Origin of the sequence: Rhizobium sp. BK591 (assembly GCF_014195045.1) — a bacterium.
Lineage (GTDB): Bacteria > Pseudomonadota > Alphaproteobacteria > Rhizobiales > Rhizobiaceae > Rhizobium > Rhizobium anhuiense.
Genome location: NZ_JACIAZ010000005.1, coordinates 426854 through 452426, shown reverse-complemented (window position 1 = coordinate 452426; position 25573 = coordinate 426854). Strand labels below are relative to the sequence as shown.

The 25573-nt window shown below is 61.9% G+C and carries 19 protein-coding genes; 12 read left to right on the top strand and 7 right to left on the bottom strand.

Going from position 1 to position 25573, the window contains the following annotated elements; translation table 11 throughout:
* Window positions 1-268 precede the first annotated feature (268 nt).
* Window positions 269-493: a DUF1674 domain-containing protein gene (locus tag FHX10_RS24100; protein WP_047615871.1), complete on the bottom strand. Its 225-nt coding sequence runs from the start codon at window positions 491-493 to the stop codon at window positions 269-271.
* A gap of 110 nt (window positions 494-603) precedes the next feature.
* Here FHX10_RS24100 and htpX point away from each other — a divergent pair, with 110 nt between their 5' ends.
* The 4 genes from htpX to purH all read left to right on the top strand — a co-directional run bounded on the left by htpX (window position 604) and on the right by purH (window position 6558).
* Window positions 604-1566 carry a zinc metalloprotease HtpX gene (htpX, locus tag FHX10_RS24095; protein ID WP_047615869.1) on the top strand — a complete coding sequence of 321 codons (963 nt, stop codon included), beginning with the start codon at window positions 604-606 and terminating at the stop codon, window positions 1564-1566.
* Window positions 1557-2945, top strand: coding sequence for an RsmB/NOP family class I SAM-dependent RNA methyltransferase (locus FHX10_RS24090; protein ID WP_063473873.1), 1389 nt, complete (start codon window positions 1557-1559; stop codon window positions 2943-2945). Before htpX ends, FHX10_RS24090 begins: the two co-directional genes overlap by 10 nt.
* Window positions 2946-3160: 215 nt before the next feature.
* Window positions 3161-4834, top strand: a complete 1674-nt coding sequence (locus FHX10_RS24085) for a heparinase II/III family protein (RefSeq protein WP_063473872.1) — start codon at window positions 3161-3163, stop codon at window positions 4832-4834.
* Window positions 4835-4941: 107 nt separating this feature from the next.
* Window positions 4942-6558 (top strand): bifunctional phosphoribosylaminoimidazolecarboxamide formyltransferase/IMP cyclohydrolase, encoded by a 1617-nt coding sequence (gene purH, locus FHX10_RS24080; RefSeq protein WP_063473871.1) that lies wholly within the window; start codon window positions 4942-4944, stop codon window positions 6556-6558.
* Between the two features lie 52 nt (window positions 6559-6610).
* On the opposite strand, the gene FHX10_RS24075 is transcribed toward purH, so the two are convergent.
* The 3 genes from FHX10_RS24075 to FHX10_RS24065 are packed head-to-tail and all read right to left on the bottom strand — an operon-like array spanning window position 6611 to window position 13057.
* Entirely contained in the window at window positions 6611-7999 is a 1389-nt protein-coding gene (locus tag FHX10_RS24075) for an MFS transporter (protein WP_052213387.1), read from the bottom strand.
* Window positions 8000-8023: 24 nt separating this feature from the next.
* Entirely contained in the window at window positions 8024-12799 is a 4776-nt protein-coding gene (locus FHX10_RS24070; protein ID WP_047615860.1) for an NAD-glutamate dehydrogenase, read from the bottom strand.
* A 12-nt stretch (window positions 12800-12811) separates the two neighbouring features.
* Window positions 12812-13057 carry a hypothetical protein gene (locus FHX10_RS24065; RefSeq protein WP_176707331.1) on the bottom strand — a complete coding sequence of 82 codons (246 nt, stop codon included), beginning with the start codon at window positions 13055-13057 and terminating at the stop codon, window positions 12812-12814.
* 18 nt (window positions 13058-13075) lie between these two features.
* Between FHX10_RS24065 and pdxY the strand changes: the two genes are divergently transcribed.
* From pdxY to FHX10_RS24050, 3 genes are all read left to right on the top strand, one after another.
* On the top strand, window positions 13076-13951 hold the full coding sequence (gene pdxY / locus FHX10_RS24060; protein WP_063473870.1) for a pyridoxal kinase PdxY: 876 nt from the start codon (window positions 13076-13078) through the stop codon (window positions 13949-13951).
* A gap of 71 nt (window positions 13952-14022) precedes the next feature.
* Window positions 14023-14664, top strand: a complete 642-nt coding sequence (locus FHX10_RS24055; RefSeq protein WP_047615856.1) for a carbonic anhydrase — start codon at window positions 14023-14025, stop codon at window positions 14662-14664.
* 96 nt (window positions 14665-14760) lie between these two features.
* Window positions 14761-16380, top strand: a complete 1620-nt coding sequence (locus FHX10_RS24050) for a GGDEF domain-containing protein (protein WP_048338413.1) — start codon at window positions 14761-14763, stop codon at window positions 16378-16380.
* A gap of 117 nt (window positions 16381-16497) precedes the next feature.
* Here FHX10_RS24050 and FHX10_RS24045 read toward each other — a convergent pair whose 3' ends face one another.
* The 3 genes from FHX10_RS24045 to FHX10_RS35620 form a co-directional block, all read right to left on the bottom strand.
* Window positions 16498-17319, bottom strand: coding sequence for a lytic transglycosylase domain-containing protein (locus FHX10_RS24045; protein WP_047616076.1), 822 nt, complete (start codon window positions 17317-17319; stop codon window positions 16498-16500).
* Window positions 17320-17592: 273 nt separating this feature from the next.
* Complete coding sequence (locus FHX10_RS24040; protein WP_047615853.1) at window positions 17593-18627, bottom strand: aspartate-semialdehyde dehydrogenase; 1035 nt, start codon at window positions 18625-18627, stop codon at window positions 17593-17595.
* Window positions 18628-18738: 111 nt separating this feature from the next.
* On the bottom strand, window positions 18739-18951 hold the full coding sequence (locus FHX10_RS35620) for a hypothetical protein (protein ID WP_028759181.1): 213 nt from the start codon (window positions 18949-18951) through the stop codon (window positions 18739-18741).
* 86 nt (window positions 18952-19037) lie between these two features.
* Here FHX10_RS35620 and FHX10_RS24030 point away from each other — a divergent pair, with 86 nt between their 5' ends.
* From FHX10_RS24030 to FHX10_RS24010, 5 genes are all read left to right on the top strand, one after another.
* Window positions 19038-20792 (top strand): alkaline phosphatase, encoded by a 1755-nt coding sequence (locus FHX10_RS24030; protein ID WP_063473869.1) that lies wholly within the window; start codon window positions 19038-19040, stop codon window positions 20790-20792.
* Window positions 20793-20990: 198 nt separating this feature from the next.
* The gene (locus FHX10_RS24025; RefSeq protein ID WP_047616073.1) at window positions 20991-21458 is read left to right on the top strand and encodes a hypothetical protein; all 468 of its coding nucleotides are present in this window, start codon (window positions 20991-20993) and stop codon (window positions 21456-21458) included.
* A gap of 6 nt (window positions 21459-21464) precedes the next feature.
* The gene (locus tag FHX10_RS24020; protein ID WP_063473868.1) at window positions 21465-22157 is read left to right on the top strand and encodes an ABC transporter ATP-binding protein; all 693 of its coding nucleotides are present in this window, start codon (window positions 21465-21467) and stop codon (window positions 22155-22157) included.
* A complete protein-coding gene (locus FHX10_RS24015) occupies window positions 22154-23470 on the top strand; it encodes an ABC transporter permease (RefSeq protein ID WP_063473867.1) in 1317 nt (438 codons plus the stop codon). The genes FHX10_RS24020 and FHX10_RS24015 overlap by 4 nt, the downstream gene beginning before the upstream one ends.
* A gap of 198 nt (window positions 23471-23668) precedes the next feature.
* The gene (locus FHX10_RS24010) at window positions 23669-25555 is read left to right on the top strand and encodes an MFS transporter (protein WP_063473866.1); all 1887 of its coding nucleotides are present in this window, start codon (window positions 23669-23671) and stop codon (window positions 25553-25555) included.
* The last annotated feature ends 18 nt before the right edge of the window (window positions 25556-25573 follow it).

The following is a 25573-nucleotide window of genomic DNA, read 5'->3' as shown; positions in this document are numbered from 1 at the left end:
GATATGGAGCCGCTCCGTCCCTCGCGGCTTCCGGAGCGGCTCCCATTTCGTCGACGCATTGGCGTGCGTTGACCGCAATCACGGGCGAAGCCCTCGGTGAGGCAACGTCCGTCCGTCAAGACGACATCAGGATACGGCAAAAATACTGGAGCCTAAGGCTCGTTAGCCGGATTCTACTTACATAGGCCATCTGCGTGGAGTGCAGCTCCGCCATAGTGATTTCGTAAATCCGCATATTCCGATCGAAAGACGCCAATAGGAATATTACTCAGAAATCGATCGCCCGGCCGTTGATCTCATAGTCGCCGAAGCGCGCCGGTTCGGCTCCGCCGCGACCGCCGGTCTCCGGCGGCAGTTCCAGCGGTTTATGGTTCTTCCGCCGCTCTTCGGCTTCGGCAAGCGCGCGCCTGGCAGCCGGGGACAGCATCTTGCGCCGCGGCTCCGACCCCTCGGCTACCGGCGTTTCGCTATTGTCATTATCAGCGTCCTGCATGCCTTCTCCTGCCGGAAAATATTGAAAATGGCTGGTGAATAACCAAATCATAATGCGCCGGCGCCGGGATTGAAAGCTTGGGACGCCGAAATCGGAGATGGAGATCCGCAATGAACCTCGTCCGCACTGCCATGTTGCTTGCCTTCATGACGGCGCTTTTCATGTTCGTCGGCTTCCTGATCGGCGGTCGGGCCGGCATGATGATCGCCTTCGTCATTGCCGCCGGCATGAATTTCTTCTCCTACTGGAATTCCGATCGGATGGTGCTTTCGGCCTATCGCGCGCAGGAGGTCGACGAGCGCAACGCGCCTGAGTTTTTCCGGATCGTGCGCGATCTCGCCGGCAATGCCGGCTTGCCGATGCCGAAGGTCTATCTCTACGACAGCCCGCAGCCGAATGCCTTCGCCACCGGCCGCAATCCCGACAATGCTGCCGTGGCCGCCTCGACCGGCCTGCTCAGCGCATTGTCTCCCGAGGAGGTGGCGGGCGTAATGGCGCATGAACTGGCGCATATTCAGAACCGCGACACGCTGACGATGACGATCACGGCAACACTTGCCGGTGCGATCTCGATGCTTGGCAACTTCGCTTTCTTCTTCGGGGGCAATCGTGACAACAACAGCAATCCTCTCGGCTTCATCGGCGTCATCGTCGCGATGATCGTGGCGCCGCTCGCCGCCATGCTGGTGCAGATGGCGATCAGCCGCACGCGCGAATATTCGGCCGACCGCCGCGGCGCCGAGATCTGCGGCAATCCGCTCTGGCTCGCTTCGGCGCTCGGCAAGATCGCGCGCGGTGCCGCCCATGTTCCGAACGAGGATGCCGAGCGCAATCCGGCGACGGCACATATGTTCATCATCAATCCGCTCTCCGGAGAGCGGATGGACAATCTGTTTTCGACCCATCCGAACACGGAAAACCGCATCGCTGCCCTGTATGACATGGCGCAAGGCGGCATGAATGTCTCGACGTCGCCGGCGCGTGCTGCTAATCCGTCGCGCAAATCGCGCTCTGTTCCGGATACGGGCCTTGGTCGCGGTGGTTCGCAACCGCCAAAAGGTCCGTGGTCTTGAATTCAGACGGCACGAAGAAGCCATTCCGCAAGCAAAAGCCCTCCGCCGAGCGTTCCGCACCGGCTAAACCCGGCATGCAGGCGCGCGCCGCCGCGGCAAAAATTCTTGCTGCCGTCGTCGACCGCAAGCTGCCGCTCGACGGCGCTCTCGATCATGAACACGGCAATCCGGCCTATCGGGCGCTCGGCGAAAGCGACCGGGCGCTCGTCCGCGCCATCCTGAACACGACGCTGCGTCATCTGCCGCGCATCGATGCCGCCATTGCCGGGCTGCTGGATTCGCCGCTGCCGGAGGGGGCAAGGGCGCTGCATCATGTGCTTGCGATCGGCGCGGCGCAGATCCTCTATCTCGACGTGCCCGATCATTCGGCTGTCGATCTTGCCGTCGAGCAGGCCAATCAGGACCCGCGCAATCGCCGTTTCGCCAAGCTGGTCAATGCCATCCTCCGTCGGCTCGGCCGCGAAAAGGCTGAGGTGCTGGGTGAGATCGGCAAGGTCGCGCCGATGCCGGCCTGGTTCATCGCCAGGCTGGAGAAGGCTTATGGCCGGGATGCGGCGCTGGCGATTTCGGAATCCCAGCTCGAGCCGGCCGCGATCGATCTGACCGTCAAATCCGACCCTGAAGGCTGGGCCAAGCGGCTGAACGGTGTTGCCCTGCCGACGGGCGGTGTGCGGCTTGCTGCCTTCGACGGCGGCATTCCTGCGCTCGAAGGCTTCGATGAGGGCCAATGGTGGGTGCAGGATGCGGCAGCAAGCATCCCCGCCAAGCTTTTCGGCGATCTCTCGGGCAGACGTACCGCCGATCTCTGCGCCGCGCCCGGCGGCAAGACGGCGCAGCTCATTCTTGCCGGTGGCGAAGTCACCGCCCTCGACCAGTCGGAAAGCCGGCTAAGACGGCTGCGGTCGAATCTCGACCGGCTTGGCCTCAAAGCCGAGACGATTGCGGCAGACCTGACGACGTTCGAGCCGGCGGAGCGTTTCGATGCGATCCTGCTCGATGCCCCCTGCTCTTCCACCGGCACGACACGCCGGCACCCTGACGTGCTGTGGACCAAAGGAGCTGAGGATATTGCCAGGCTGGCGGCGCTACAGGAACGGCTGCTGCGCCATGCGCTGACATTGCTGAAGCCGGGCGGCACGCTGGTTTTTTCGAATTGCTCGCTCGACCCTGCCGAGGGTGAGGACGTCGTCGCCCGTGTTCTTTCCGATACGGATGCGGTCGAGCGCGTTTCGATCGGTGCCGGCGACTGGCCCGGCCTCGAGGCGGCGATCACACCGCTCGGCGAATTCCGTACGCTTCCCACCATGCTGAAAATGCCCGATGGCATTGCCTCCGGCCTCGACGGCTTCTATGCGGCTGTGCTGCGTCGCGTGGCCTGATTGCAGGCTTGAGCGCGCCCAGGCGAATCTCCGCCAAGCCAGACATTTCACAGCCCGGCATCACGCATGCCGTTCTCACAAAACCGCCCGCATGATGCCGTTGAAACGCGTTAATTGCGTATATTCGAACCTTGTCACGAATTAATTCATTGCGGACGATGAAATCGGCCGCTTTTCACCTATTCTTAACCACGAGGGTCAATAGACAATAGAATATGCAGTTTGGTCGGCGTTTTGCGAGCATGTATGTTCGGGAGGCTTGGCGGCGCGCCTTGCGCCGCGTCGCGTTGCTGCGCCTGAAGCTCTTTCGCCATTCGATCAAGGTGCCCGAGCGTCTGATCGTCGCGCCGACCGATCTGCGCAGCATCGATCCGCATGTGGCCGACGAGATCCTCAACGGACGTTTTCTCCTGGCCGGGCGGATGCTGGAAACCAACGGAAAGTCGCCCTTCACCTTCACCCTGCCCTCGCGCCCCTTCGCGATCCGTCTTCATAGCTTCGGCTGGTTGCGGCATATGCGGGCGAACAAGACGGAGCGCAGCTCGGCTGCCGCCCGCGCGATCGTCGACAGCTGGCTTTCCATCCATGCCGGCCGGATGGAGGGGGTCGCCTGGGAGACCGACGTCACCGCCCAGCGCGTCATTGCCTGGCTGTCGCATTCACCGGTGGTGCTGCAGAACGCCGATCGCGGCTTCTATCGCCGCTTCATGAAGTCGCTGGCGTTCCAGGTGAGGTTCCTGCACCGCATGGCGCCGTTCACCCTCGGCGGCCTGGAGCTGTTTCGGCTGCGTATTGCGCTCGCCATGGCCTCCGTTGCCATGCCGGCGCGCGCCTCCACGCTCAGAAGGGCGGCGCAGGCGCTCGACCGCGAGTTCGATAGCCAGATTCTGTCGGATGGCGGCCATATCTCGCGCAATCCACGTGTCGGGCTGGAATTGCTGCTTGATCTGCTGCCGCTCAGGCAGACCTATGTCAATCTCGGTCATGACCTGCCGCAGAAGCTGATCTCCGGCATCGACCGCATGTATCCGGCATTGCGGTTCTTTCGCCATCAGGACGGCGACCTGGCGCTCTTCAACGGAGCGACCTCGACGCTCGCAAACGAGCTGATGTCGGTGCTGCGATATGACGAGACCGCCGGTCAGCCGTTCAAAGCTTTGCCGCATTCGCGCTATCAGCGGCTTTCCGGCGGGAAGACGGTGATCATTGCCGATACCGGCACGCCGCCTTCGGCAGGCGGGCGGCGGACCGCGCATGCCGGCAGCCTCTCCTTCGAGATGTCGTCCGGCCGCCATCGCTTCATCGTCAATTCCGGCTCGCCGAAATTTGCCGGGCACCGCTATGTCCAGATGGCGCGCACGACTGCGGCGCATTCGACCGTCATCATCAACGACACCTCGTCCAGCCGTTTTTCGCCCTCGCCCTTCCTCAATCACGCGATCATCGAACCGGTCAAGACAGTCACCGTCGAGCGCGCCGAAACGGAGGATGGACGCGACGGCATCAAGCTCAGCCATGACGGTTATCTCAGGGTGTTCGGGGTGCTGCACGAGCGTGAACTGACCCTCAATGCCGCGGGCTCGATCGTGACAGGCCGCGACCGGCTCGTCGTCCGCGAAGGATATGAGAGTGACGAGCCCCTGAATGCTGTCGCCCGTTTTCATATCCATCCCGCGATCGTCCTGCATCAGAGTGACGGCGAGTCTGTGCTGTTGACGGCGCCGGACGGTGAGAGCTGGCTGTTTTCGGCACCCGGCAATGAAGTGCTGATCACCGAGGACATTTTTTTCGCCGACAGCTCCGGCATCTGCGGTTCGGACCAGATCGAGATCGATTTCGATCTTGCCGAGAAGACGGAAATCCGCTGGTTCCTGTCCCGCAAGGGCTAGATCATGTGCCGACGCCTGTTTGCGCGGCGGCAAAGCTGTGCTAACGCGACGCCAGCATGCGAGCATCCCTCGCGGATATCTCCCGAAGCCCGAACGGAGAAGGTTTCATGGCCGTCATTTCCAAGAAGATCCCCGCCCCCGACAAGGTCGAAATCAAGACCGCACTCATTTCCGTCTTCGACAAGACCGGGATCGTCGAGCTCGCCCGCGCCCTGTCTGCCAGGGGCGTCCGCCTGCTTTCGACCGGTGGCACCTATAAAGCGATCACTGCTGCCGGTCTCGCCGTCACCGATGTCTCCGAAATCACCGGGTTTCCGGAGATCATGGACGGGCGCGTCAAGACGCTGCATCCGACGGTGCATGGCGGTCTGCTGGCGATCCGCGACGACAGCGAACACCAGGAGGCGATGAAAACGCACGGTATCGAGAGCATCGACCTCGCCGTCATCAATCTCTACCCCTTCGAGGAGGTGCGCGCCGCCGGCGGCGACTATCCGACGACTGTCGAGAATATCGATATCGGCGGTCCGGCGATGATCCGCGCATCGGCCAAGAACCATGCCTATGTGACGATTCTGACCGATCCGGCCGATTATGCCGAACTCACGGAGCAGGTTTCCGCAGATGACGGCAAGACTGGCTATGCCTTCCGCCAGCGCATGGCCGCCAAGGCCTATGCCCGCACCGCCGCCTATGATGCGATGATTTCCAACTGGTTCGCCGAGGCGCTGTCGATCGACACGCCGCACCACCGGGTCATCGGCGGTGCGCTGAAGGAAGAGATGCGCTACGGCGAAAACCCGCATCAGAAGGCGGCCTTCTATGTCACCGGCGAGAAGCGCCCGGGTGTTTCTACGGCCACCCTTCTCCAGGGCAAGCAGCTCTCCTACAACAACATCAACGATACGGATGCCGCCTACGAGCTCGTCGCCGAGTTCCTGCCTGAGACAGCGCCGGCCTGCGCCATCATCAAGCATGCCAATCCCTGCGGTGTTGCCACCGGATCGAGCCTGGTCGAAGCCTATCAGCGGGCGCTCGCCTGCGATTCCGTTTCCGCCTTCGGCGGCATCATTGCCCTCAACCGGACGCTGGACGCCGAAACGGCCGAAGAGATCGTCAAGCTCTTCACCGAAGTGATCATCGCGCCGGATGTGACGGAGGAGGCGAAGGCGATCGTCGCCCGCAAACCGAATCTGCGGCTGCTGTCGGCCGGAGGCCTGCCCGATCCGCGTGCCGCAGGCCTGACGGCAAAGACCGTTTCCGGCGGCCTGCTGGTCCAGAGCCGGGACAACGGCATGGTCGAAGATCTGGAACTCAAGGTCGTCACCAGGCGCGCGCCGACGGCACGGGAACTTGATGACATGAAGTTTGCCTTCAAGGTCGGCAAACATGTGAAATCGAATGCCGTGGTCTATGCCAAGGACGGCCAGACAGCCGGTATCGGCGCCGGCCAGATGAGCCGCGTCGATTCGGCCCGCATCGCCGCTTTGAAGGCCGAGGAGGCCGCCAAGGCGCTCGGCCTTGCCGTGCCGATGACCCATGGTTCGGCAGTCGCCTCCGAAGCCTTCCTGCCTTTTGCTGACGGTCTTCTGTCGATGATCGCCGCAGGGGCGACCGCGGTTATCCAGCCGGGCGGCTCGATGCGCGACCAGGAAGTCATCGATGCCGCCAACGAACACGGCATCGCGATGGTGTTCACCGGCATGCGCCATTTCCGCCATTGAATAAGGATCGGGCGCGGCCACGCGCTCATCTCCGGCTTGATCGGGCCCGTTCCTATGCCCGATCGGCCGGATAGGGCGTGCGGATCAAGAGCACCAGTCCGCCGGCGAGAAACAGGATCAGCGTTGCCATTCCGAGCCGCGGTGATCCGCTGATATAGGTCACCAGCGAGAAGAGCAGCGTCGCCATGAAACTCGTGGCGCGCCCCGAAAGCGCATAAATGCCGAAATAGCGGCCGGCCTCCTCGGGGCTGACGCTGCGGGCGAGATAGGAGCGCGACGAGGCCTGCACCGGCCCGAAGGCGAGCCCGATCAGCAGACCATAGAGGATATAAGCCTTTTCCGCCGCGGTCCCGAAGAGGCCACCGGAATCGGCCATCGGCAGCGGCATCAGTCCGAACAGCGTGTAACCCGGTCCTGTCGAGATGATGCCGATGGTGGCGAGAAGCAGCATGGTCAGGCTGATGACGACGGTCACCTTCGAACCGACGCCCTTGTCGATGCGGCCGGCGATCAGGCAGCCGAAGATCGCGACGACATTCAGGATGATGCCGTAGATGCCGATCTCGATTGTCGCCCAGCCGAACATGCCGGCCGCAAAGATTCCACCGAGGATCAGCAGGCCGTTGACGCCGTCCTGATAGATCATCCGGGCAACGAGGAATGTCAGGATGCCGCGGCGCTCCTTAAGTTCGGCTAGCGTGTTTCTGAGCTCCCGCAAGCCGGAGCGGACGGCGGTGCCGAAGGGAAGACCCTTGCCGACATCGGGTGTGAACAAGAACATCGGCAGGATGAAGATCAGGTACCAGACGGCCGAGATCGGCCCGGTGATGCGTGCATCCTGGCCGGTCTTGGGATCGAGACCGAATAGCGGATCGAGGCCGAGGATGGTCTTGCCGCTCTCGGGGCTTGCCGCCAAAAGCGTCACGACGGCAATGAGCACGATCATGCCGCCGAGATAACCGAGCCCCCAGGCGGTGTTGGAGAGTTTTCCGACCTCGTGCCTGGCGACCAGGCGCGGCATCATCGAATCGTTGAAGACGATCGAAAACTCCGCCGAGATCGAGGCGAGGATCATGAAAATGACGGGATAGAGGACTGGTGAACCCGGGGCGGCAAACCACAGGCAGGAAAGGCTGGCGATCTTGATGACGGCGAAGAAGCCGATCCAGGGTTTGCGTGCGCCGGACTGGTCGGCGATCGAGCCGAGAACGGGTGAGAGCAGGGCGATGATCACCGAGGAGATCGTCGCCATGTTGCTCCACGTCGTCTGCGCGGAAACCGGGTCATCGGTCAGGCGGGAAACGAAATAGGGCCCGAAGATAAAGGTTGTGACCACGGTAAAGAAGGGCTGCGCTGCCCAATCGAAGAACATCCACCCCCATATGCCCTTCTCCGTGGCCTTCGGCGGTTGCGTTCCTGTCCAGTCAATGCGATTCAACATCCGCTCCTTTTTTCGCGGACTGTCTCACCTCGCCCGGTCGCGCGCAAGATCGGTCAGGATACCTGCGGCAACGGTAATACGCGCAAGGTTGGGATCGCCGCCGTCGCTGAGGCTCGAAAGCTCTTCGAGGATACGGTTGATGCGGATGCGATCCTGCGCATGCCAGGCCTGAACCGGAAGCTTTTCCTTGCCGTGATCGGAAAGAGCCGAGATGACGATGTCGCGTCTGGCGCTGGCGATCTGGTCGATGCTGCGGGCGAGCGCCAGATTCTCGTAATGGTCGGAGGTGAGGATCCGTCCGCCGGCCGCCAGCAGCCTAGCGATACGGAAGGTCTGCGACACCGCGAAGTAGTTTTCAGCGGCGCGCACCAGGGGCTCGCCGGTGCGTTCGGCAATCTGCATGATCTCCGGCACCAGCGCGAAGCTTTGGAGGTTGGCAATCTCGGCCGCGAGTTTTTCGGGCACGCCTGCGTGGCCGTACTCTGCCTGGCGGGCGGCGGTATCGCCGGCCGCCTGTTCGGCGAAGGCAGGCCTCAGCTTCTTCAGGGCCGCCTGCAGCCGGCTAATCACCTCCGCCATATCGGCCTTGGTCATGCCGGTCTTCAAGAGCAGGCGCGTCAACACGATAAAGCTATGGCTGATTTCCTCGTAGATGCGGTTCTGCATCTCACCTGATATCTTGCCGTCGAGAGCGTCCGTTTCGGACCAGAGCCGGGTCAGGTCGAACCCGTCGCGGGCAACGATCGCGGCGCGCACCACTTCCGGCGCCGAGGCCGCCGTCGCGTCCATCATGGCGACGGTGAAGCTCGGCCCGCCGCGGTTGATCGCTTCATTGGCAAGCACCGTCGCGACGATTTCGCGCTTCAGGCGATGGCTGGCGATATCGCCGGCATTCGTCTTCTGCATCTTGACGGGGAAATAATTCGAAAGCGTCGCGGTGAAATAGGGATCATCCGGCAGATCGCTTGCGGCCAGCGCATCGAAGAGCACGATCTTGGCATAAGACAGCAGCACGCCGATTTCCGGCCGCGTCAGCGGCTTGCCGGCAGCATAGCGTTCGGCGAGGGTCTGGTCATCCGGCAGCGTCTCGACCTTGCGATTCAGCTGCTTGGCGCCTTCGAGAACCGTCATGAAGCGCGCAAGTTCCAGGCCATTTGCCGTGCCCTTGCGTTCTGTCAGCGAGATCGCCAGCGACTGCAGGTAATTGTTGCGCAGCACCAGGGCCGCCACTTCGCCGGTCATCGAGGAAAGAAGCTGGTCGCGTTTTGCCCGCGTCAGGCGTCCGTCATGCATGGCGGCGGCCAGCGCGATCTTGATGTTGACCTCAACGTCCGAGGTGTTGACGCCGGCCGAGTTGTCGATGGCGTCGGAATTGCAGCGTCCACCCTTCAGACCATAGGCGATGCGGCCCTTCTGGGTAACGCCGAGGTTTGCGCCCTCGCCGATCACCTTGGCGCGCACCTCAACCGCGGTGATGCGGATTGGGTCGTTGGCGCGGTCGCCGACTTCGGTGTCGGTTTCGGAAGGCGCTTTCACATAGGTGCCGATGCCGCCGAACCAGAGCAGGTCGACCTCACTCTTCAGGATCGCCGTGATGATTTCGAAGGGCGTGGCCACGGCCTTGTCGATGCCGATTGCAGCAACCGCTTCCGGCGTCAGTGTGACCGATTTCGCCGAGCGAGAAATGATCATTGCCCCCTTCGAGAGCTTGCTCTTGTCGAAATCCTGCCAACTCGAACGCGGCAGGTCGAAGAGCCGCTGACGTTCGGCCAGCGCCTTTTCCATGTCGGGATCGGGATCGATGATGATGTCGCGATGATCGAAGGCGGCAATGAGCCGGATCTTTGGAGACAGCAGCATGCCGTTGCCGAAGACGTCGCCCGACATGTCGCCGACGCCGGCGACGGTAAAAGGTGTCGTCTGGATATCGATGTCCATTTCGCGGAAATGGCGTTTCACGGTTTCCCAGGCGCCGCGGGCGGTGATGCCCATCTTCTTGTGGTCATAACCGGCCGAGCCGCCGGAAGCGAAGGCGTCGTCCAACCAGAAGCCGGCTTCCTGCGCCAATGCATTGGCGGTGTCGGAGAAGGTCGCGGTGCCCTTGTCGGCGGCGACGACGAAATAGGGGTCGTCACCGTCGAGCCTGACCGTATCCTTCGGCGGCACGATATCGGCGCCCGATATATTGTCGGTGATCGAAAGCAGCGTGCGGATATAGGTCTTGTAAGCCTCGCGGCCGGTATTGAAGATCTCGTCGCGGCTGCCGCCGACCGGGAGCTTCTTCGGATAGAAGCCGCCCTTGGCGCCGACCGGCACGATGACCGCGTTCTTCACCTGCTGCGCCTTGACGAGGCCGAGCACTTCGGTGCGGTAATCCTCGGCGCGATCCGACCAGCGCAGGCCGCCGCGCGCCACCTTGCCGAAGCGCAGGTGCACACCTTCGACTTCGACGCCGTAGACGAACATCTCGCGGAAGGGTTTCGGTTCCGGCAGCCCGTCGACCAGGTGCGGATCGAGCTTGAAGGCCAGCATCGGTTTCGGCGAGCCGTCGGGGTTCTTCTGGAAATAATTGGTGCGCAGCGTCGCATCGACGATATTGACGTAGCGGCGCAGGATACGGTCGTCGTCAAGGCTCGGCACGTCGGCGAGCTCTGCCTCGATCGCCTGGTGCAGTTCGGCAAGTTTCTTCACGCGGACCTTCTCCGACAGCCGGGTGTCGAGCGTGTCATGGAAGAGACGAAAGATGGCGGCGGCGACGACAGGATATTTGTCGAGCGTCGTTGCGATATAGTCCTGCGAATAGGCGATGCCGGCCTGGCGGAGATAACGCGCATAGGCGCGCAGCACGTTGGTCTCGCGCGCCGAAAGCCCGGCCGAAATGATCAGCCGGTTGAAGCTGTCATTGTCGATCGTGCCGGCGAAGGCGGCTACGAAGGCTTCCTCGAGGGCGGCGCCGTAACGCGCCAGATCGATTTCGCCGCCATTGCGGGTTTCGAGCTCCATGTCGTGCAGCACGACGAGTTTCGTTTCTGCATCGGCGGCCGGCACTCCGATGTCGAAGGTACGTTCGCTGACGACATTGAAGCCGAGGTTCTCGAGAAGCGGCACGCGGCGCGACAGCGCCAGCTGGCCGCCGGCGTGGAAGATCTTCAAGGAAAGGGTGCGGCCCTGCTCTTCCTGACGATGGTAGAACTGGATGCGAAGCGGCTCGCCTGCGGCGCAGGCGCCGATATCGGCAAGGTCGGCCACGGTTTCCTCCGGGGTGAAGGAATCCTGGAAGGCCTGGTCGACCGATATCTTCGGCGCCTTGGCTCCGGCCAGTGCCTCGAAACGGTCGTCCCAGCGGGCGGTGATCTCACGGATCATCTGCTCGAGCTTTGCCTGCGGAATGCGTGGCGTCTTGCCGCCGGAGCGGCCGATGATGAAATGTACGCGCGCCACGCCGCCTTCCGGGAAAGCCGGGTAATAGGCGGAGACACGGCCGTCATAGACGGTCTTCAGATAGGTGCCGATCCGCTCACGAACGATCGAGTCATATTCCTCGCGCGGGACGTAGACGATCACCGAGACGAAGCGATCGAAATGGTCGATGCGCGGCAGGACGCGCACGCGCGGCCGATCGGCCAGGTCGTTGATTTGTTCGGCAAAACTTGCAAGCAGCGTCGTGTCGATCTGGAAGAGATCGTCGCGCGGATAGGATTCCAGCGTATTGTCGAGCATCCGGCCGGAATGGCTCATCGGGTCGAAGCCGAAATGCTCCTTCACCTTCTCGACCTTCGAACGCAGCAGCGGGATTTCCGAGGCCAGCGACGTATAGGCCGTCGAGGTGAAAAGGCCGACGATACGCAGTTCGCCGGTGACCTTGCCTTGCGCGTCGAAGCGCTTGACGCCGACATAATCCATATAGGCCCGGCGATGGACGATCGATTTCACATTCGCCTTGGTGACGATCAGGAAGTCGGGGCCGTCGAGGAAGGCAAGAATCTCAGGCGTGGTCGTCACTGCGTCCTTGCCGGTGCGCAACACGAGAACATCGGGGTTGGAGAGGATGCCGAGGCCTGCGCCCTTGTCGCGTTCGACCCTGGCATCGCTCCCCTTGCCGGAATAGACATATTCACGCATGCCGAGGAAAGTGAAATTCTCGTCGCGCAGCCAGGTCAGGAAGGCGACGGCTTCGTCGCGATCGGCCTTCTTGCGGCCGGTGCCATTGGCCGAAAGCTCGGCGATCACGCCGTCGACCTTGGAAAGCATCGGCTTCCAGTCGGACACCGACAGGCGCACCTGTTCGAGCACGGTTTCGATGCGTTTGACGAGATCGGCGGTCTGGGTGGAATTGAGCGGCGCAATATGAAGCTGGATATGGCTGACGCGATTGGTCGGGTCGCTCGGGTGATCGGCGGAATAGAGCGCAGGCGCCTTGCCCTTTTCCATGACCAGGATGGGATGCACGGCCATGAACAGGTCGCGATAGCTGCTTGTCACTTCACCCATGACCGATTCAAACAGAAAAGGCATGTTCCGGTCGGTGACTGAAAGCACCGAGACGGCGATGCCATCCGGCGTCACGTCGGCAATGGTGTCGATGCTGACGCGCGGCGCCTTGCCGCTCCAGGCGGCGAGTTCCTTTGCCGAGTGTACGGCAGAGAGTGCCAGCATTTCAGGCGTATAGAGTTCGAGATCATCATTGCTTGCCCGGCCGAAGAGAATTTCCGGATCGAGATGCGCCTCGCCCGTCGCCTTGGCGATCTTGCGCGCGCTTTCGATCTGCTTTTCCCGTTTCGGATTGTTTCTGGCAGCCATGGATCGCCTCCCTCAATGGTCTGATTTTCTGCAAGCTAGCAGAAGATTCTTCGAAAAAATCTCTAAAAGAGAGGTTCGAAGGATTGTTTTGGCGCTTTTTTGGCGCTCGAAACGAGAAAATCCAAGAAATTTTCCGCTTTCGTGGCGAAATGAAAGAGAAAGTTCCGTCTTCAGGATTTTCGTTCCGCCGCACAATTCCACGCCCGCATGAACAATGGTTGACAGCGTGGCGTCAAAAAGATCATCAAACGCGGTCATCATTCGGATCTGGATATCATGTCGGAAAATGCAGCGGGTGCAGTCATCGTCATCTCCAGCCATGTGGTGCGTGGCTCGGTCGGAAACCGGGCAGCCGTCTTTGCGCTGGAGACGCTTGGCCACCCGGTCTGGGCCCTGCCGACCGTCGTGCTGCCCTGGCATCCTGGCCATGGCCGCTCGACGAGGCTGACTTTTGCGGAAACGGATTTCGACGCGGCGATCGACGATCTCATCCGCGCGCCCTGGATCGGCGAAGTCAAGGCGGTGCTTTCCGGCTATTTCGGCAACGCCGCTCAGGTCCGCTCCGTCGCCCGGCTGGTCGATGCGCTCCGGCAAAACAATCCCGAGCTCGTCTATGTCTGCGATCCCGTCATGGGCGATCTCGGCGGCCTTTATGTACCGGAAGCAACCGCGGAGGCCATTCGCGACCACCTTATTCCGCTCGCCTCGCTGGCGACGCCGAACCGCTATGAGCTTGCATGGCTTTCAGGGGCAGCGCTCGAAGACAATGGCGCGATCATGGAGGCGGCGCTGGCGCTCGGACCATCGCGCATGCTTGTCACTTCGGCCGTGCCGATGATGGCGGGCGGCACCGGCAATCTCTATCTTTCCGGCCGTCATGCGCTTCTTGCCGAGCACCGCGTCGTCGACAATCCGCCGAATGGTCTGGGCGACCTGCTTGCCGCCGTCTTCCTGTCGCGCCTGCTTTCCGGGCTCGAGGACGAGAAGGCGCTGCAGCTTGCCACCGCCAGCGTCTTCGAGGTCCTCGCGCGTGCCGTCAAGCGCGGCAGCAACGAACTGATGCTGGCGAGCGATGCGTCCAGTCTTTCGACGCCGATGGCCATGGTGCAGATGCGCCGACTCGTGCACCCGGTGCAGCGGCGGAAAAAATGACGCATCTGCCAATGCGCTCATTTTGCGGTGCAGCAGTTGATCTTGTCTTCCGCGCGCGCTAATCCAGAAGCATGCAGCGTTTTCCAACACCTCTTCTGGACGGCTATCGCAACTTTATGAACGGGCGTTATGCCGACGCCCGCGACAGGTATCGGCAGCTGGCCGAAAATGGCCAGAGTCCGCATACGCTGGTCGTTGCCTGTTCGGATTCGCGGGCGGCGCCGGAGCTGATCTTCGATGCCGGCCCGGGCGAGCTCTTCGTCATCCGCAACGTCGCCAACATGGTGCCGCCCTACGAGCCGGATGGCCATTTCCATTCGACGTCGGCCGCTCTCGAATTTGCCGTGCAGGTGTTGAAGGTCACGGATATCGTCGTCATGGGCCATGGCCGTTGCGGCGGCATTCGGGCTGCGCTCGATCCGAACGCCGAGCCATTGTCGCCGGGTGACTTCATCGGTCGCTGGATGTCGCTGGTCAAACCCGCCGCCGAGCAGATCCAGAGCAACGACGTGATGACGGCCGCCGAACGGCAGACGGCGCTGGAGCGCGTCTCCATTCGCAATTCGATCAGCAATCTCAGAAGCTTTCCCGACATCAAGGCGCTCGAGGAAGCGGGGAAACTTCATCTCCACGGCGCCTGGTTCGACATTTCGACCGGTGAACTCTGGGTCATGGACGCCGAGACACGCGACTTCATTCGTCCCGAAATCTAAGGACGCGCCGGTTTATCAGTTTTTTAAGGATTGTTGTTAAGCTCACCGTCAATTGGTCGCTCACGACCGACGTTTTGATCACCGTGGCGATTGGCGATGAAGTTCGAAACCATCAAACGGGTTATCCTGGCCGCCATTCTGCTGCCCTTCGTCTTCATGCTGATTGAAGGCGTCGTCGTCATACGCTCTTCAATCAAACAATACAGGGATCTCGAAAAGGACCGGCAGTTCGCCGATGTGCTTGCCCGCGGCGGATCCATCGCCGCCACGGAGATCCTGAGTGAAATTGCCGCCACCCGCCTCTACCTCGCATACCCCGGCAGCACGACTGCCGCCGAAATGCAACGAAGCCGGGTGACGCTCGATCGCGAGCGCCGCGCTTTCTATGCCAGCCTGCCCTCCCGCGATACGCTCGACGACGGCCTCGTCGGCGAATTGTCGGTTCTCAGCCTTGCATACAGCCGCATCATTGCCGCGCGCAGCGCCGTCGACCAGGGCCGTTATGCCGGCAGCGATCCCGGTTCCATCTACTGGTATGCGGCTCTCAAGCAGCTTGCCGTCGTCGATGCGCTTTCACCACTGATCAGCGATCCGATGCTGCTTGAGAAATCCAACCAGCTGATGGGCATCCTGCTGACGTATTACGGCGAAAGGCTGATTACCGGCGTCGGCACCCGCTATCTCGATCGCGGCGTTTCCGCCAGATTTCCGGTGGAGCAGTTCGTACAGGGCAAGACCATGCTCGGTGAGGGCATGGACCACATGGTCTTTCATTCCGCGGCGCCGATCGTGCGCGAGATCGTCGCCTATCTCGGCCGCAGCAGTCAGGTGAAGGCGAATGCGATCACCGACGCCATCCTTGCCGGATCGCGGCCGACGCGGGCCGTGCGCGACGTCTGGGCCGCCGCGCAGAGCGAACGCATGACCTTCCTGCAGCAGAAGATGGTCGAGGCCGCAAAAGATATTCACGAGACCGGCGAGAGCCTTTCGAGACGCGCGCACATACATCTGACGCGGATTCTGGCGCTGTGCGCCGGCCTGCTCATTCTCGCCACGTTGGTGATGGTGCTGGCGGCAAGGGGCCTGCGCCTGATCGACCGTCTGACGCGGGATCGCGAGACGCTGGTGGGCGAGTTGCGCAATGCCGCCCAGACAGACCTTCTGACCGGCCTGTACAACAGGCGCGGCTTCGAGGTCGCCGCATCGGCGCTTCTCACACAAGCCGAGCACGGGTCGCGCTGGATCTCCGTCGTGCTCTTCGACCTCGATCATTTCAAGAGGACCAACGATGTTCACGGCCATGACGCCGGCGATGCCGTGCTCCGGCAGGTCGCGGGCGTTGCGCGCGAGAATTTCCGTTCCTTCGATCTGCTGGTGCGCCATGGCGGCGAGGAGTTCCTGGCGCTTCTGCCGGATTCGACGCCCGACGATGCCGTAATCGTTGCCGAGCGTGTGCGGCTGGCGATCGAGGCGGCAGAAATCCCCTTGCCGAGCGGCGAAATTCTCAAGGTAACGGCGAGTTTCGGATGCGCCGGCCGGGCAAATGAAGTCTCCAACAGGAACTTCGAGGATCTGGTCAAACGCGCCGACCTGGCGCTCTACGCCGCCAAGGCCTCCGGCCGCAACTGCGTGGTTTCGGGACCGATCGTGCAGGCTTCGGCCCCGGAGGAGCGACGCAAGACGGCGTCCGGCGGCGGTTTTGATTCCCGCAAATGAAAAACGCCGCATATCGCAGCGGCGTTTCCGGCTATCGGTGTCGATAAAGACTTAAAGTCCTTTTGTTTTATGCATGTCGTTGTCCCGGAACCGCTGCACGCTTCCGGGCGACATGCATTATCTGCCGTCGATCTGCTGGCCGATATAGGCGATCGCCTGCTGGTAGACGGTGGCGGCGTTCCAGCCCTGGATGGCAACGAAATTCGGCTCTCCGGGCTGATAGCCGGCGCCGGGGCGCCAACCGTGACCCTTGAGGAAATTCGCCGTCGAGGCCAGCGCATCGGCCCGGGAACCGACCATGTCGACGCGGCCGTCGCCGTCGCCATCGGCACCGAAGCGCACGACATTGCGCGGCAGGAACTGCGTCTGGCCGATTTCACCATGGGCAGCACCCTTGGCCTGCGGGCTCAGATAACCTTCGGAAACGAGCTGGAGCGCGGCATAGAGCTGGTCGGTGAAATATTCCGAACGGCGGCAGTCATAGGCAAGGGTCGAAACAGCCGACAGCGTATGCTGGTTGCCCATATAGCTGCCAAAACCGGTTTCCATGCCCCAGATTGCGATCAGTGGGCCAGCCGGAACGCCGAAACGGCGCTCGATCGAAGCAAAAAGCGCCTGGTTGGCAGTCTTCATGCTGCGGCCGCGGGAGATGATGGCGGCACCGCCGCGCTTCTGCATGAAAGCGTCGAAGGACAGTTTGAAGCTCTTCTGGCCACGGTCGGCGGCAATCGTCGGTTTGTTGTAATTGACGTTGGCGAAGGCGCGGTCGAGGACCGAGCGGTTGACGCCGTTTGCCGCTGCTTCCTGCTTGAAGTCGGCGACCCATGCATTGAAACCGCTGCTATTGTTGCCGCATTGGGCGCCCTGGGCCGCTGCCGGCAGCGCGTGAAGAACGCCGGCTGCCGTAAACGCTGCCAGAAGGAATGTTGTCATGCGCATGAGAAACCCCGCTCCAGTCTGCTGAAGCGCGCCGCGGCCGATCGGAACCATGCGACGCGCCCTAAATCTTCGGTCTGTGCATGCCGTTTTCCCAAAACCACTCAACGGTTTCGGGCGGCACGCCCTGGCTTGACGCCGGGCAGAATGCCAGCCGAAAGCGATCTTGTCACGATCACCTTTTAGTAAGCGCTTATGAATAGAGGCGCTTACGGCCCGGCAAAAAGCCCCGCCTTCATCGGCAGGGCTTTACCCTATTATGGTTTACAAATGGTATCAGGCGGCCTGCTTGCGCGGCTTGACAAGACCGCGATTGACGAGCAGCTCGGCGATCTGGATGGCGTTCAACGCTGCGCCCTTGCGCAGATTGTCGGAGACCACCCAGATGTTGAGGCCATTTTCGACCGTCGCATCCTCACGGATGCGTGAGATGTAGGTCGCATCTTCGCCGGCGGATTCATATGGCGTGATGTAGCCGCCGTTCTCGCGCTTGTCGATAACGAGGCAGCCCGGTGCATCGCGCAGGATGTCGCGAGCCTGGTCGGCCGTGATCTCGTTTTCGAATTCGATATTGACCGATTCCGAATGGCCGATGAAAACCGGCACGCGCACTGCCGTGCAGGTCACCTTGATCTTCGGATCGAGCATCTTCTTCGTCTCGGCCAGCACCTTCCACTCTTCCTTGGTGTAGCCGTCCTCCATGAAGACGTCGATGTGCGGAATGACGTTGAAGGCGATGCGCTTGGTGAACTTCTTGTTCTCGATCGGATCGGCGACGAAGACGGCGCGCGTCTGGTTGAAGAGTTCGTCCATGCCGTCCTTGCCGGCGCCGGAGACCGACTGATAGGTCGAGATGACGACGCGCTTGATCTTGGCGAAGTCATGCAGCGGCTTCAGCGCCACCACCAGCTGGGCGGTCGAGCAATTCGGATTGGCGATGATGTTGCGCTTGGTGAACTGGCTGATGGCATCCGGGTTCACTTCCGGCACGATCAGCGGCACGTCGGCGTCGTAACGCCAAGCCGACGAATTGTCGATGACGATGCAGCCCTGCTGGCCGATCTTCGGCGAGAACTTCTTGGAGACCTCGCCGCCGGCCGACATCAGGCAGATGTCGGTATCGGAGAAATCGTAATTCTCCAGATTGGAGACCTTCAGCGTCCGGTCACCGTAGGAAACCTCGGTGCCCTGCGAACGCGAGGAGGCGAGTGCCACGACCTCATCGGCGGGGAAGCCGCGCTCGGAGAGGATGTTGAGCATCTCCCGGCCGACATTTCCGGTCGCTCCCGCAACTGCTACTTTGAAACCCATTTCTCAAGCTCTCTTTCTCTTCTCTCCTCTTGTTCGGTGAGGGGAAAGGCGCGACGGATCGCGTCTTCCTGTCCCCAGCCGAGCCGGGGAGAGAGCGGCAGGCCAGAGACGTCAGACGGTTTTCGTCGTCGTTTTGGCCTTGGTTTTGGCGGAAACCGGAACGGCAATGTCCACCCCGGCAACTCGTGCCCGGTCATTGCATTCGGCAATGGCGTGTTCGTCGCGAACCATGGAGATTCCTTTTCCGCTGTTGCTCTTAGAAGGTTTTCCACAGGAGTCAAGGTTTTTGCACTCCGAGCCGGCAGGCAAAGGCGGCGGCCGCAGCGCTGCGACGTTTTGTCATGCCGCTGTCATCCTTGGGAGGTATCCCGGCCCGGTTATCAATGTCTGCACGAAAACGGGGGTTTTCCATGCGTACGCTTCTTGCCGCCTTTGCGGCCACCACCATCCTTGCGGGCGCCGCTCAGGCGACAACGGTCTATCCGCTCGATCGCGCGACGATCCTCGTCGGTTCGCCATTCGATTTCAAGATCGAGCTCAACAAGCAGGTCAAGCCCGAAGACGTGAAGATCACCGTCAACGGCCAGGATTACAAGACCGTGCTCGGGGGCGAAGCGCAGTTCGTCGAGTTGGAAAAAGGCAAGGATGACAAGGCTCTCGGCTCTGCTCTCCTGCTGCGCGGCCTGAAGATTTCCGCGCCGGGCGACTACAAGGTCGAAGTTGCTGCCGGAGACGAGACGAAGTCCGTCACCTGGAACGTTTACGAAACCGTAGCCCAGCCGAAGGCCAAGAACATCATCTTCCTGCTGGGCGACGGGCTTTCCGTTGCGCATCGCACCGCTGCCCGCATCATGTCCAAGGGCATGACTGAAGGGAAGGCGAATGGCCGCTTGAACATGGACGATCTCGAGCGCATGGCCTTTATCGGCACGTCGGCGACCAACGCCGTCGATACGGACTCGGCCAATACAATGTCGGCCTACATGACGGGCCACAAGACGGCAGTCAACGCGATCGGCGTCTACGCGGACCGTACGCCGGCCTCACTCGATGACCCGCGTGTCGAAACCTTCGCAGAAGCCGTCCGCCGCCTGACCAAGAAGTCGATCGGCATCGTTGCAACGGCCGAGGTCGAGGACGCTACGCCGGCTGCGGTCGTTGCCCATACCCGCAACCGCAACGACAAGGCCGATGTGGTCGGCATGCTGCTCGACGTCAAGCCCGAAATCCTGCTTGGTGGCGGCTCGGCCTATTTCCTCGGCAAGGAGGTCGCCGGTTCCAAGCGTAAGGACAACCAGGACTACATCAAGCTGTTTCAGGATGCCGGCTACAAGCTTGCGACCGACAAGAACGAGCTCGCAGCCAATGCATCGGCGGAAGGCAATCTGCTCGGTCTCTTCCACACCGGCAATATGGACGTGACGCTCGATCGCGAGTTCCTGAAGAAGGGCACCGTCGACAAGTTCCCGAACCAGCCGGGTCTCGTCGCCATGACCAAGGTTGCGCTCGACCGCCTCTCCAAGAATCCTGATGGTTTCTTCCTGATGGTCGAAGGTTCCTCGATCGACAAGATGTCCCATCCGCTCGATTGGGACCGCGCCGTCGTGGAAACCATCGAATTCGACCAGGCCATCGGCGTTGCCCGCGAATTCCAGAAGGCCCATCCGGACACTCTGATCGTCGTCACCGGCGACCATGCGCATGGTGTATCGATCATCGGCACCGTCGATGATGACAAGCCCGGCACGGAAATGCGCGAAAAGGTCGGGATCTATGCCGAGGCCGGCTTCCCGAACTACAAGGATGAAAACGGCGACGGCTATCCCGACAGGATCGACGTCAGCCGCCGGCTGTTCCTGAGTGCCAATAACGGCCCCGATCACTACGAGACCTTCCGTCCGAAGCTCGACGGTCCGTTCGTTCCGGCTGTCCAGAACGAAAAGAAGGAATATGTCGCCAACGAGCAGTATAAGGATGTTCCGGGCGCCGTCTTCGTCCAGGGCAATATTCCGAAGAGCGGCGACTCCGGCGTGCACGCCGCTGACGACGTCGTCCTGCAGTCGGCCGGTCCGGGCGCTGAAGGTTTCCATGGCTACATGGAACAGAGCGACGTCTATCGCGTGCTCGCCGACACCTTCGCGCTCGGCGCCAAGCAGACGAATTGATCTGAAGCCCGTTCAGCAAGGTCGCTTGCCGGCCTTGCCTCTTTCATCGATCATGGTCCCGGCCGATTACAGCGCCGCGCGTCTTTCAGACGCGCAAAAGGACGCTGTAACACTTTGAAGCTAGCATCGTGCTTTCCGAAAATCGTTCCGATTTTCGGGCCGATGCTAACGGCCGGGACTTCATTCTTGGAGATCGCCATGGAAAAACTCCGTTCGCGGCATCTCAGCCGCCGCGGCCTGATCGGCGCCATCGGTACGCTGGCTTTCGCGGCTGTGGTTCGCCCGAGTTTTGCTGCGGATTCCTCAATCAGCTTCGCTGAGCTCTACGGCAAGTTCGGCGTGCTCGGCCTCGAATTCTCCGACAAGGTGAAGCGCCTTGCCGGCAAAGATGTCAGCATGAAAGGTTTCATGGCGCCGCCCTTGAAAGCCGAAGCCCAGTTCTTCGTGCTCACCGAAGTGCCGATGTCGCTCTGCCCCTTCTGCTCCTCGGATACGGACTGGCCGGACAATATCGTCGTCGTCTATCTCTTGGAGAAACAAACCTTCGTGCAGCCGCGCCAGACCATCGAAGTGCGCGGCATGCTGGAACATGGTTCGTGGACGGATCCGGACACCGGCTTCGTCAGCCTGCTGCGCATCCGCCAGGCCGAATATTCCGCCGTCTGAACCGATATGCTCGCTCTCAATATCGAAAACCTTTCCGTTGTCTTTCCTGGCCTGTCCTCGCCGGCGCTGGCGATCGGCCACCTGTCGATCGCTGCCGGCAGCAGGGTCGCCATTACAGGGGCGTCCGGCTCCGGCAAGAGCACCTTCGTCAATATCGTTGCCGGGCTGGAGCGGACACGGCAAGGCCGCATCCGCTGGAACGGCGAGGATATCGCGGGTTTTTCAGAAAGCCGGCGCGACCGGTTCCGTGCCGCCAATATCGGCCTGGTGATGCAGGAGTTTCATCTCTTTCCCGGCCTTTCGGCGCTGGAAAACGTGCTTCTGCCGGCGCGGTTTGCCGGCGCCGCCACGGCAGATATCATCGAGCGGGCGCATGCGCTTTTGAGCACGGTTGGTCTTTCCCGCCCCGGCCAGAAGATCGAAACCATGTCGCGCGGCGAGATGCAGCGGGTGGCGATCGGCCGGGCGCTGCTGCGCAAGCCCGGCGTCATCATCGCCGACGAACCGACCGCAAGCCTCGATGCCGAAAGCGGCGAGGCTGTCGGCGATCTCATTCTCGATCTTGCCATTGCCGAAGGCAGTACGCTGATCGTCGTTTCACACGATCAGCGCCTGGCCAGCCGCCTCGACCGTTGCATCACCTTCGGCTCCGGCCGGATCAGCGAAGATTCCACGGCAACGGCGGGAGAGGCTGCATGATCCGCTTCATCCTTTCCGATCTTCGTCGCCTCTGGGCGGGGTCGCTGGTGGTGGTGCTTTTGGTGGCGCTTGCGACCGCGCTTGGCGTTTCCGTCGTGCTGCAGGAACGGGCGCTTCGCCTCGGCAGCGCGCGCGCCGCCGACAAGTTCGATCTCGTCATCGGCGCAGGCGGCAGCGAGACGCAGCTGGTGCTGTCTTCCGTCTTCCTGCAGCCCTCGCCTTTACCGCTCATGCGGGGCGAGGTGCTGGGCAAGCTTGCCGCGGATCCGCGTGTCGACTGGGCCGCTCCGATCGGCTTCGGGGATTCCTTCTCCGGCTATCCGATCGTCGGCACGACGACCATGCTGGCGCAAAACCTGTCCGGCGGCTTGATCGAGGGCAAGATTTTTGCGCGCGAGGGCGAGGCGGTGATCGGCTCCGCCGTCAAACTGTCGCTCGGCGGCGAGATCAAGCCGATGCACGGTTTGCCGGAAGAGGGCGGCGAGACCCACATCGAACTCGTCTATCATATCGCCGGCCGCCTGCGGCCGACCGGGACCGCCTGGGACCGGGCTATTCTCGTTCCGATCCAGGCCGTCTGGCATATCCATGGCCTGGCGGCGGAGGAACATGCGGAGGAAGGGGCCGAGAGCGAGCACGAGCATGAAGCGGCGTCCGGCACGGGTACGGCCGAACATGGCCATGAGCATGAGGAAGCCGGCGAGCATCACGATGGACATGAGCATCACGGCAAGCTTGACCCGGATGCCGCACTCGACGAGAGCTGGACTGCCGACGCTCCCGGCCTTCCCGCCATTCTCGTCAAGCCGAAGACGATCGCCGATGCCTACAAGCTGCGGCAGGAATATCGCAGCGGCAATACCGTCGCCGTTTTTCCCGGCGAGGTGTTGACCAATCTCTACGCCACGCTCGGCGACGCCAAGCAGATCCTCGTCGCGGTCGCCTCCGGAGCGCAAGCTCTCGTCGCGGCCTCGCTGGTGCTGGTCACTGTCATCCATATCGGCCAGCGCCGCCGCCAGATCGGCGCGCTGAGGGCCTTCGGCGCGCCGCGTGGGGCGATTTTCGGCATTGTCTGGCTGGAATTCTTCTTCCTGGTGGCAGTCGGCATTGGGCTCGGATTCGCCCTCGGTTATGCTGCGGCCCTCCTCTTGTCCGACATGTTCTCCGAGACGAGCGGGATCACCATGCCGGTCGTCTTCGCCCGTGAAGATGCCGGGCTTGCGGCGGTTCTGCTTGCCTTTGCCACGGTCCTCGCCGCTTTGCCGGCAGTGCTTGCCTATCGCCAATCGCCGGCGCAGGCGCTGAGAGCGTAACGGATCCAACCTCCGGCGGCGGAGGGCCGGATCTGCATGACACTGCCCGGCATCATTAGACTAAAGTCATAATCCCAAAGCATCTCTCTTTTTGATCTGCCGTTTCTGGCACACTCCCGTCAGGCGTGTCGCGGCCAGGGGTCTGCTTTGAGGAGAGTAGGTCGCGCGCGTTGCTCATCACTCTGTGGAGGACAGACAATGGCAAATGTCGCAAGCATCGACGGCGCGAAGGCCGGTCCGATGACCGGCGAGGAGAAGAAGGTCATCTTCGCCTCTTCGCTCGGCACCGTTTTCGAATGGTATGATTTCTATCTCTACGGTTCGCTCGCCACCTATATCGGCGCGACCTATTTCACCCAGTATCCCGAGGCCACGCGCAACATCTTCACGCTGCTCGCCTTTGCTGCCGGCTTCCTGGTGCGCCCCTTTGGCGCGCTGGTGTTCGGCCGTCTCGGCGATCTCGTCGGCCGCAAGTATACCTTCCTGATGACGATCATGATCATGGGTCTGTCGACCTTCCTCGTCGGCATCCTGCCGGGCGCGGCCACCATCGGCATCGCAGCCCCGATCATCCTGATCGCGTTGCGTCTGCTGCAGGGCTTGGCGCTTGGCGGTGAATATGGCGGTGCGGCAACCTATGTCGCCGAACATGCGCCGAACGGGCGCCGCGGCTATTTCACCTCATGGATCCAGACGACGGCGACGCTCGGCCTGTTCCTGTCGCTGATCGTCATCGTCCTGGTTCAATATCTGATGGGTGCGGCTGAGTTCGCCGCCTGGGGCTGGCGCATTCCGTTCCTGGTGTCGGTCGTCCTGCTCGGCATCTCCGTCTGGATCCGCCTGAAGATGAACGAATCGCCGGCGTTCCAGCGCATGAAGGCGGAAGGCAAGGGCTCCAAGGCGCCGCTGACCGAAGCCTTCGGGACATGGAAAAATGCCAAGATCGCGATCATCGCGCTTCTCGGCGCCACAATGGGCCAGGCGGTCGTCTGGTACGGCGGCCAATTCTATGCGCTGTTCTTCCTGCAGAACGTGCTGAAGGTGGACCTGTTCTCGGCCAATGTCATGGTCGCGATCGCACTTCTCCTCGGCACGCCATTCTTCGTCATCTTCGGCGGCCTCTCCGACAAGATCGGCCGCAAGCCGATCATCATGGCAGGCCTTCTCATCGCGGCGGTGACGTATAATCCGCTGTTCAAGGCGATGACCTGGACGGCCAATCCGGCGCTTGCCGAAGCGCAGGCTTCGATCCGGGCAACGGTCACGGCTGATCCGGCGGATTGCCGGTTCCAGTTCAACCCGACCGGCACGGCGAAGTTCACCAGTTCCTGCGACGTGGCGACGGCATTCCTGACGAGGAATTCGGTGCCTTATGACGTCGTGCCCGGCCCTGCCGGACAGCCGGCAACGGTGAAGGTTGGCAACGCGACGATCCCGAGCTTCGACGTCGTCGCTGCCGGCGACAAGGCCAAGGGCATGACCGCCGCCTTCGAAAAGGGCGTCAACATCGCGCTTCACGATGCCGGCTATCCGCTGAACCGCGGCGCCGCCAAGGTGGCGGATGCCAAGCTCGACGCCTTCATTGCCGCCAATCCGGAACTGTCGCTCAATGCCGATGCCGTGCGCGCCGGTACGAAGGAAACCGTGCCGGCCGCCAAGCTGGTCGAGACCAAGCTGCTGACGGCGGATGAGGCCAATGGCGTCACCGACATGGCGGTCTACAACATCGCCAATGGCGGCACTTTCGCCATGGTCGCCGATCCCGCCCGCGTCAACTGGATCGGCACGATCGCCATCCTGTTCATCCTCGTCCTCTATGTGACGATGGTCTACGGGCCGATCGCCGCACTTCTGGTCGAGCTCTTCCCGACCCGCATCCGCTACACCGGCATGTCGCTGCCCTATCACATCGGCAACGGCTGGTTCGGCGGCCTGCTGCCGGCGACGGCCTTCGCGATGAGCGCTGCCGCAGGCGATATCTATTACGGTCTCTGGTACCCGATCGTCTTTGCGACGATCACGCTGGTGATCGGCCTGATCTTCCTGCCAGAAACGAAGAACAGGGATATCCACGCAATGGATTGAGCGGTTGGCTGAGCCGCG

Bases quoted from the DNA above. Each gene is read 5' to 3' on its own strand.
- pdxY (WP_063473870.1), top strand. From the start codon at position 13,076: ATGTCGGAAAATGCAGCGGGTGCAGTCATCGTCATCTCCAGCCATGTG.
- FHX10_RS24015 (WP_063473867.1), top strand. From the start codon at position 22,154: ATGATCCGCTTCATCCTTTCCGATCTTCGTCGCCTCTGGGCGGGGTCG.
- purH (WP_063473871.1), top strand. From the start codon at position 4,942: ATGGCCGTCATTTCCAAGAAGATCCCCGCCCCCGACAAGGTCGAAATC.
- FHX10_RS24055 (WP_047615856.1), top strand. From the start codon at position 14,023: ATGCAGCGTTTTCCAACACCTCTTCTGGACGGCTATCGCAACTTTATG.
- FHX10_RS24030 (WP_063473869.1), top strand. From the start codon at position 19,038: ATGCGTACGCTTCTTGCCGCCTTTGCGGCCACCACCATCCTTGCGGGC.
- FHX10_RS24050 (WP_048338413.1), top strand. From the start codon at position 14,761: ATGAAGTTCGAAACCATCAAACGGGTTATCCTGGCCGCCATTCTGCTG.
- FHX10_RS24040 (WP_047615853.1), bottom strand. From the start codon at position 18,627: ATGGGTTTCAAAGTAGCAGTTGCGGGAGCGACCGGAAATGTCGGCCGG.
- htpX (WP_047615869.1), top strand. From the start codon at position 604: ATGAACCTCGTCCGCACTGCCATGTTGCTTGCCTTCATGACGGCGCTT.
- FHX10_RS24065 (WP_176707331.1), bottom strand. From the start codon at position 13,057: ATGACCGCGTTTGATGATCTTTTTGACGCCACGCTGTCAACCATTGTT.
- FHX10_RS24070 (WP_047615860.1), bottom strand. From the start codon at position 12,799: ATGGCTGCCAGAAACAATCCGAAACGGGAAAAGCAGATCGAAAGCGCG.
- FHX10_RS24075 (WP_052213387.1), bottom strand. From the start codon at position 7,999: ATGTTGAATCGCATTGACTGGACAGGAACGCAACCGCCGAAGGCCACG.
- FHX10_RS24010 (WP_063473866.1), top strand. From the start codon at position 23,669: ATGGCAAATGTCGCAAGCATCGACGGCGCGAAGGCCGGTCCGATGACC.
- FHX10_RS24100 (WP_047615871.1), bottom strand. From the start codon at position 493: ATGCAGGACGCTGATAATGACAATAGCGAAACGCCGGTAGCCGAGGGG.
- FHX10_RS24020 (WP_063473868.1), top strand. From the start codon at position 21,465: ATGCTCGCTCTCAATATCGAAAACCTTTCCGTTGTCTTTCCTGGCCTG.
- FHX10_RS24045 (WP_047616076.1), bottom strand. From the start codon at position 17,319: ATGCGCATGACAACATTCCTTCTGGCAGCGTTTACGGCAGCCGGCGTT.
- FHX10_RS24025 (WP_047616073.1), top strand. From the start codon at position 20,991: ATGGAAAAACTCCGTTCGCGGCATCTCAGCCGCCGCGGCCTGATCGGC.
- FHX10_RS24085 (WP_063473872.1), top strand. From the start codon at position 3,161: ATGCAGTTTGGTCGGCGTTTTGCGAGCATGTATGTTCGGGAGGCTTGG.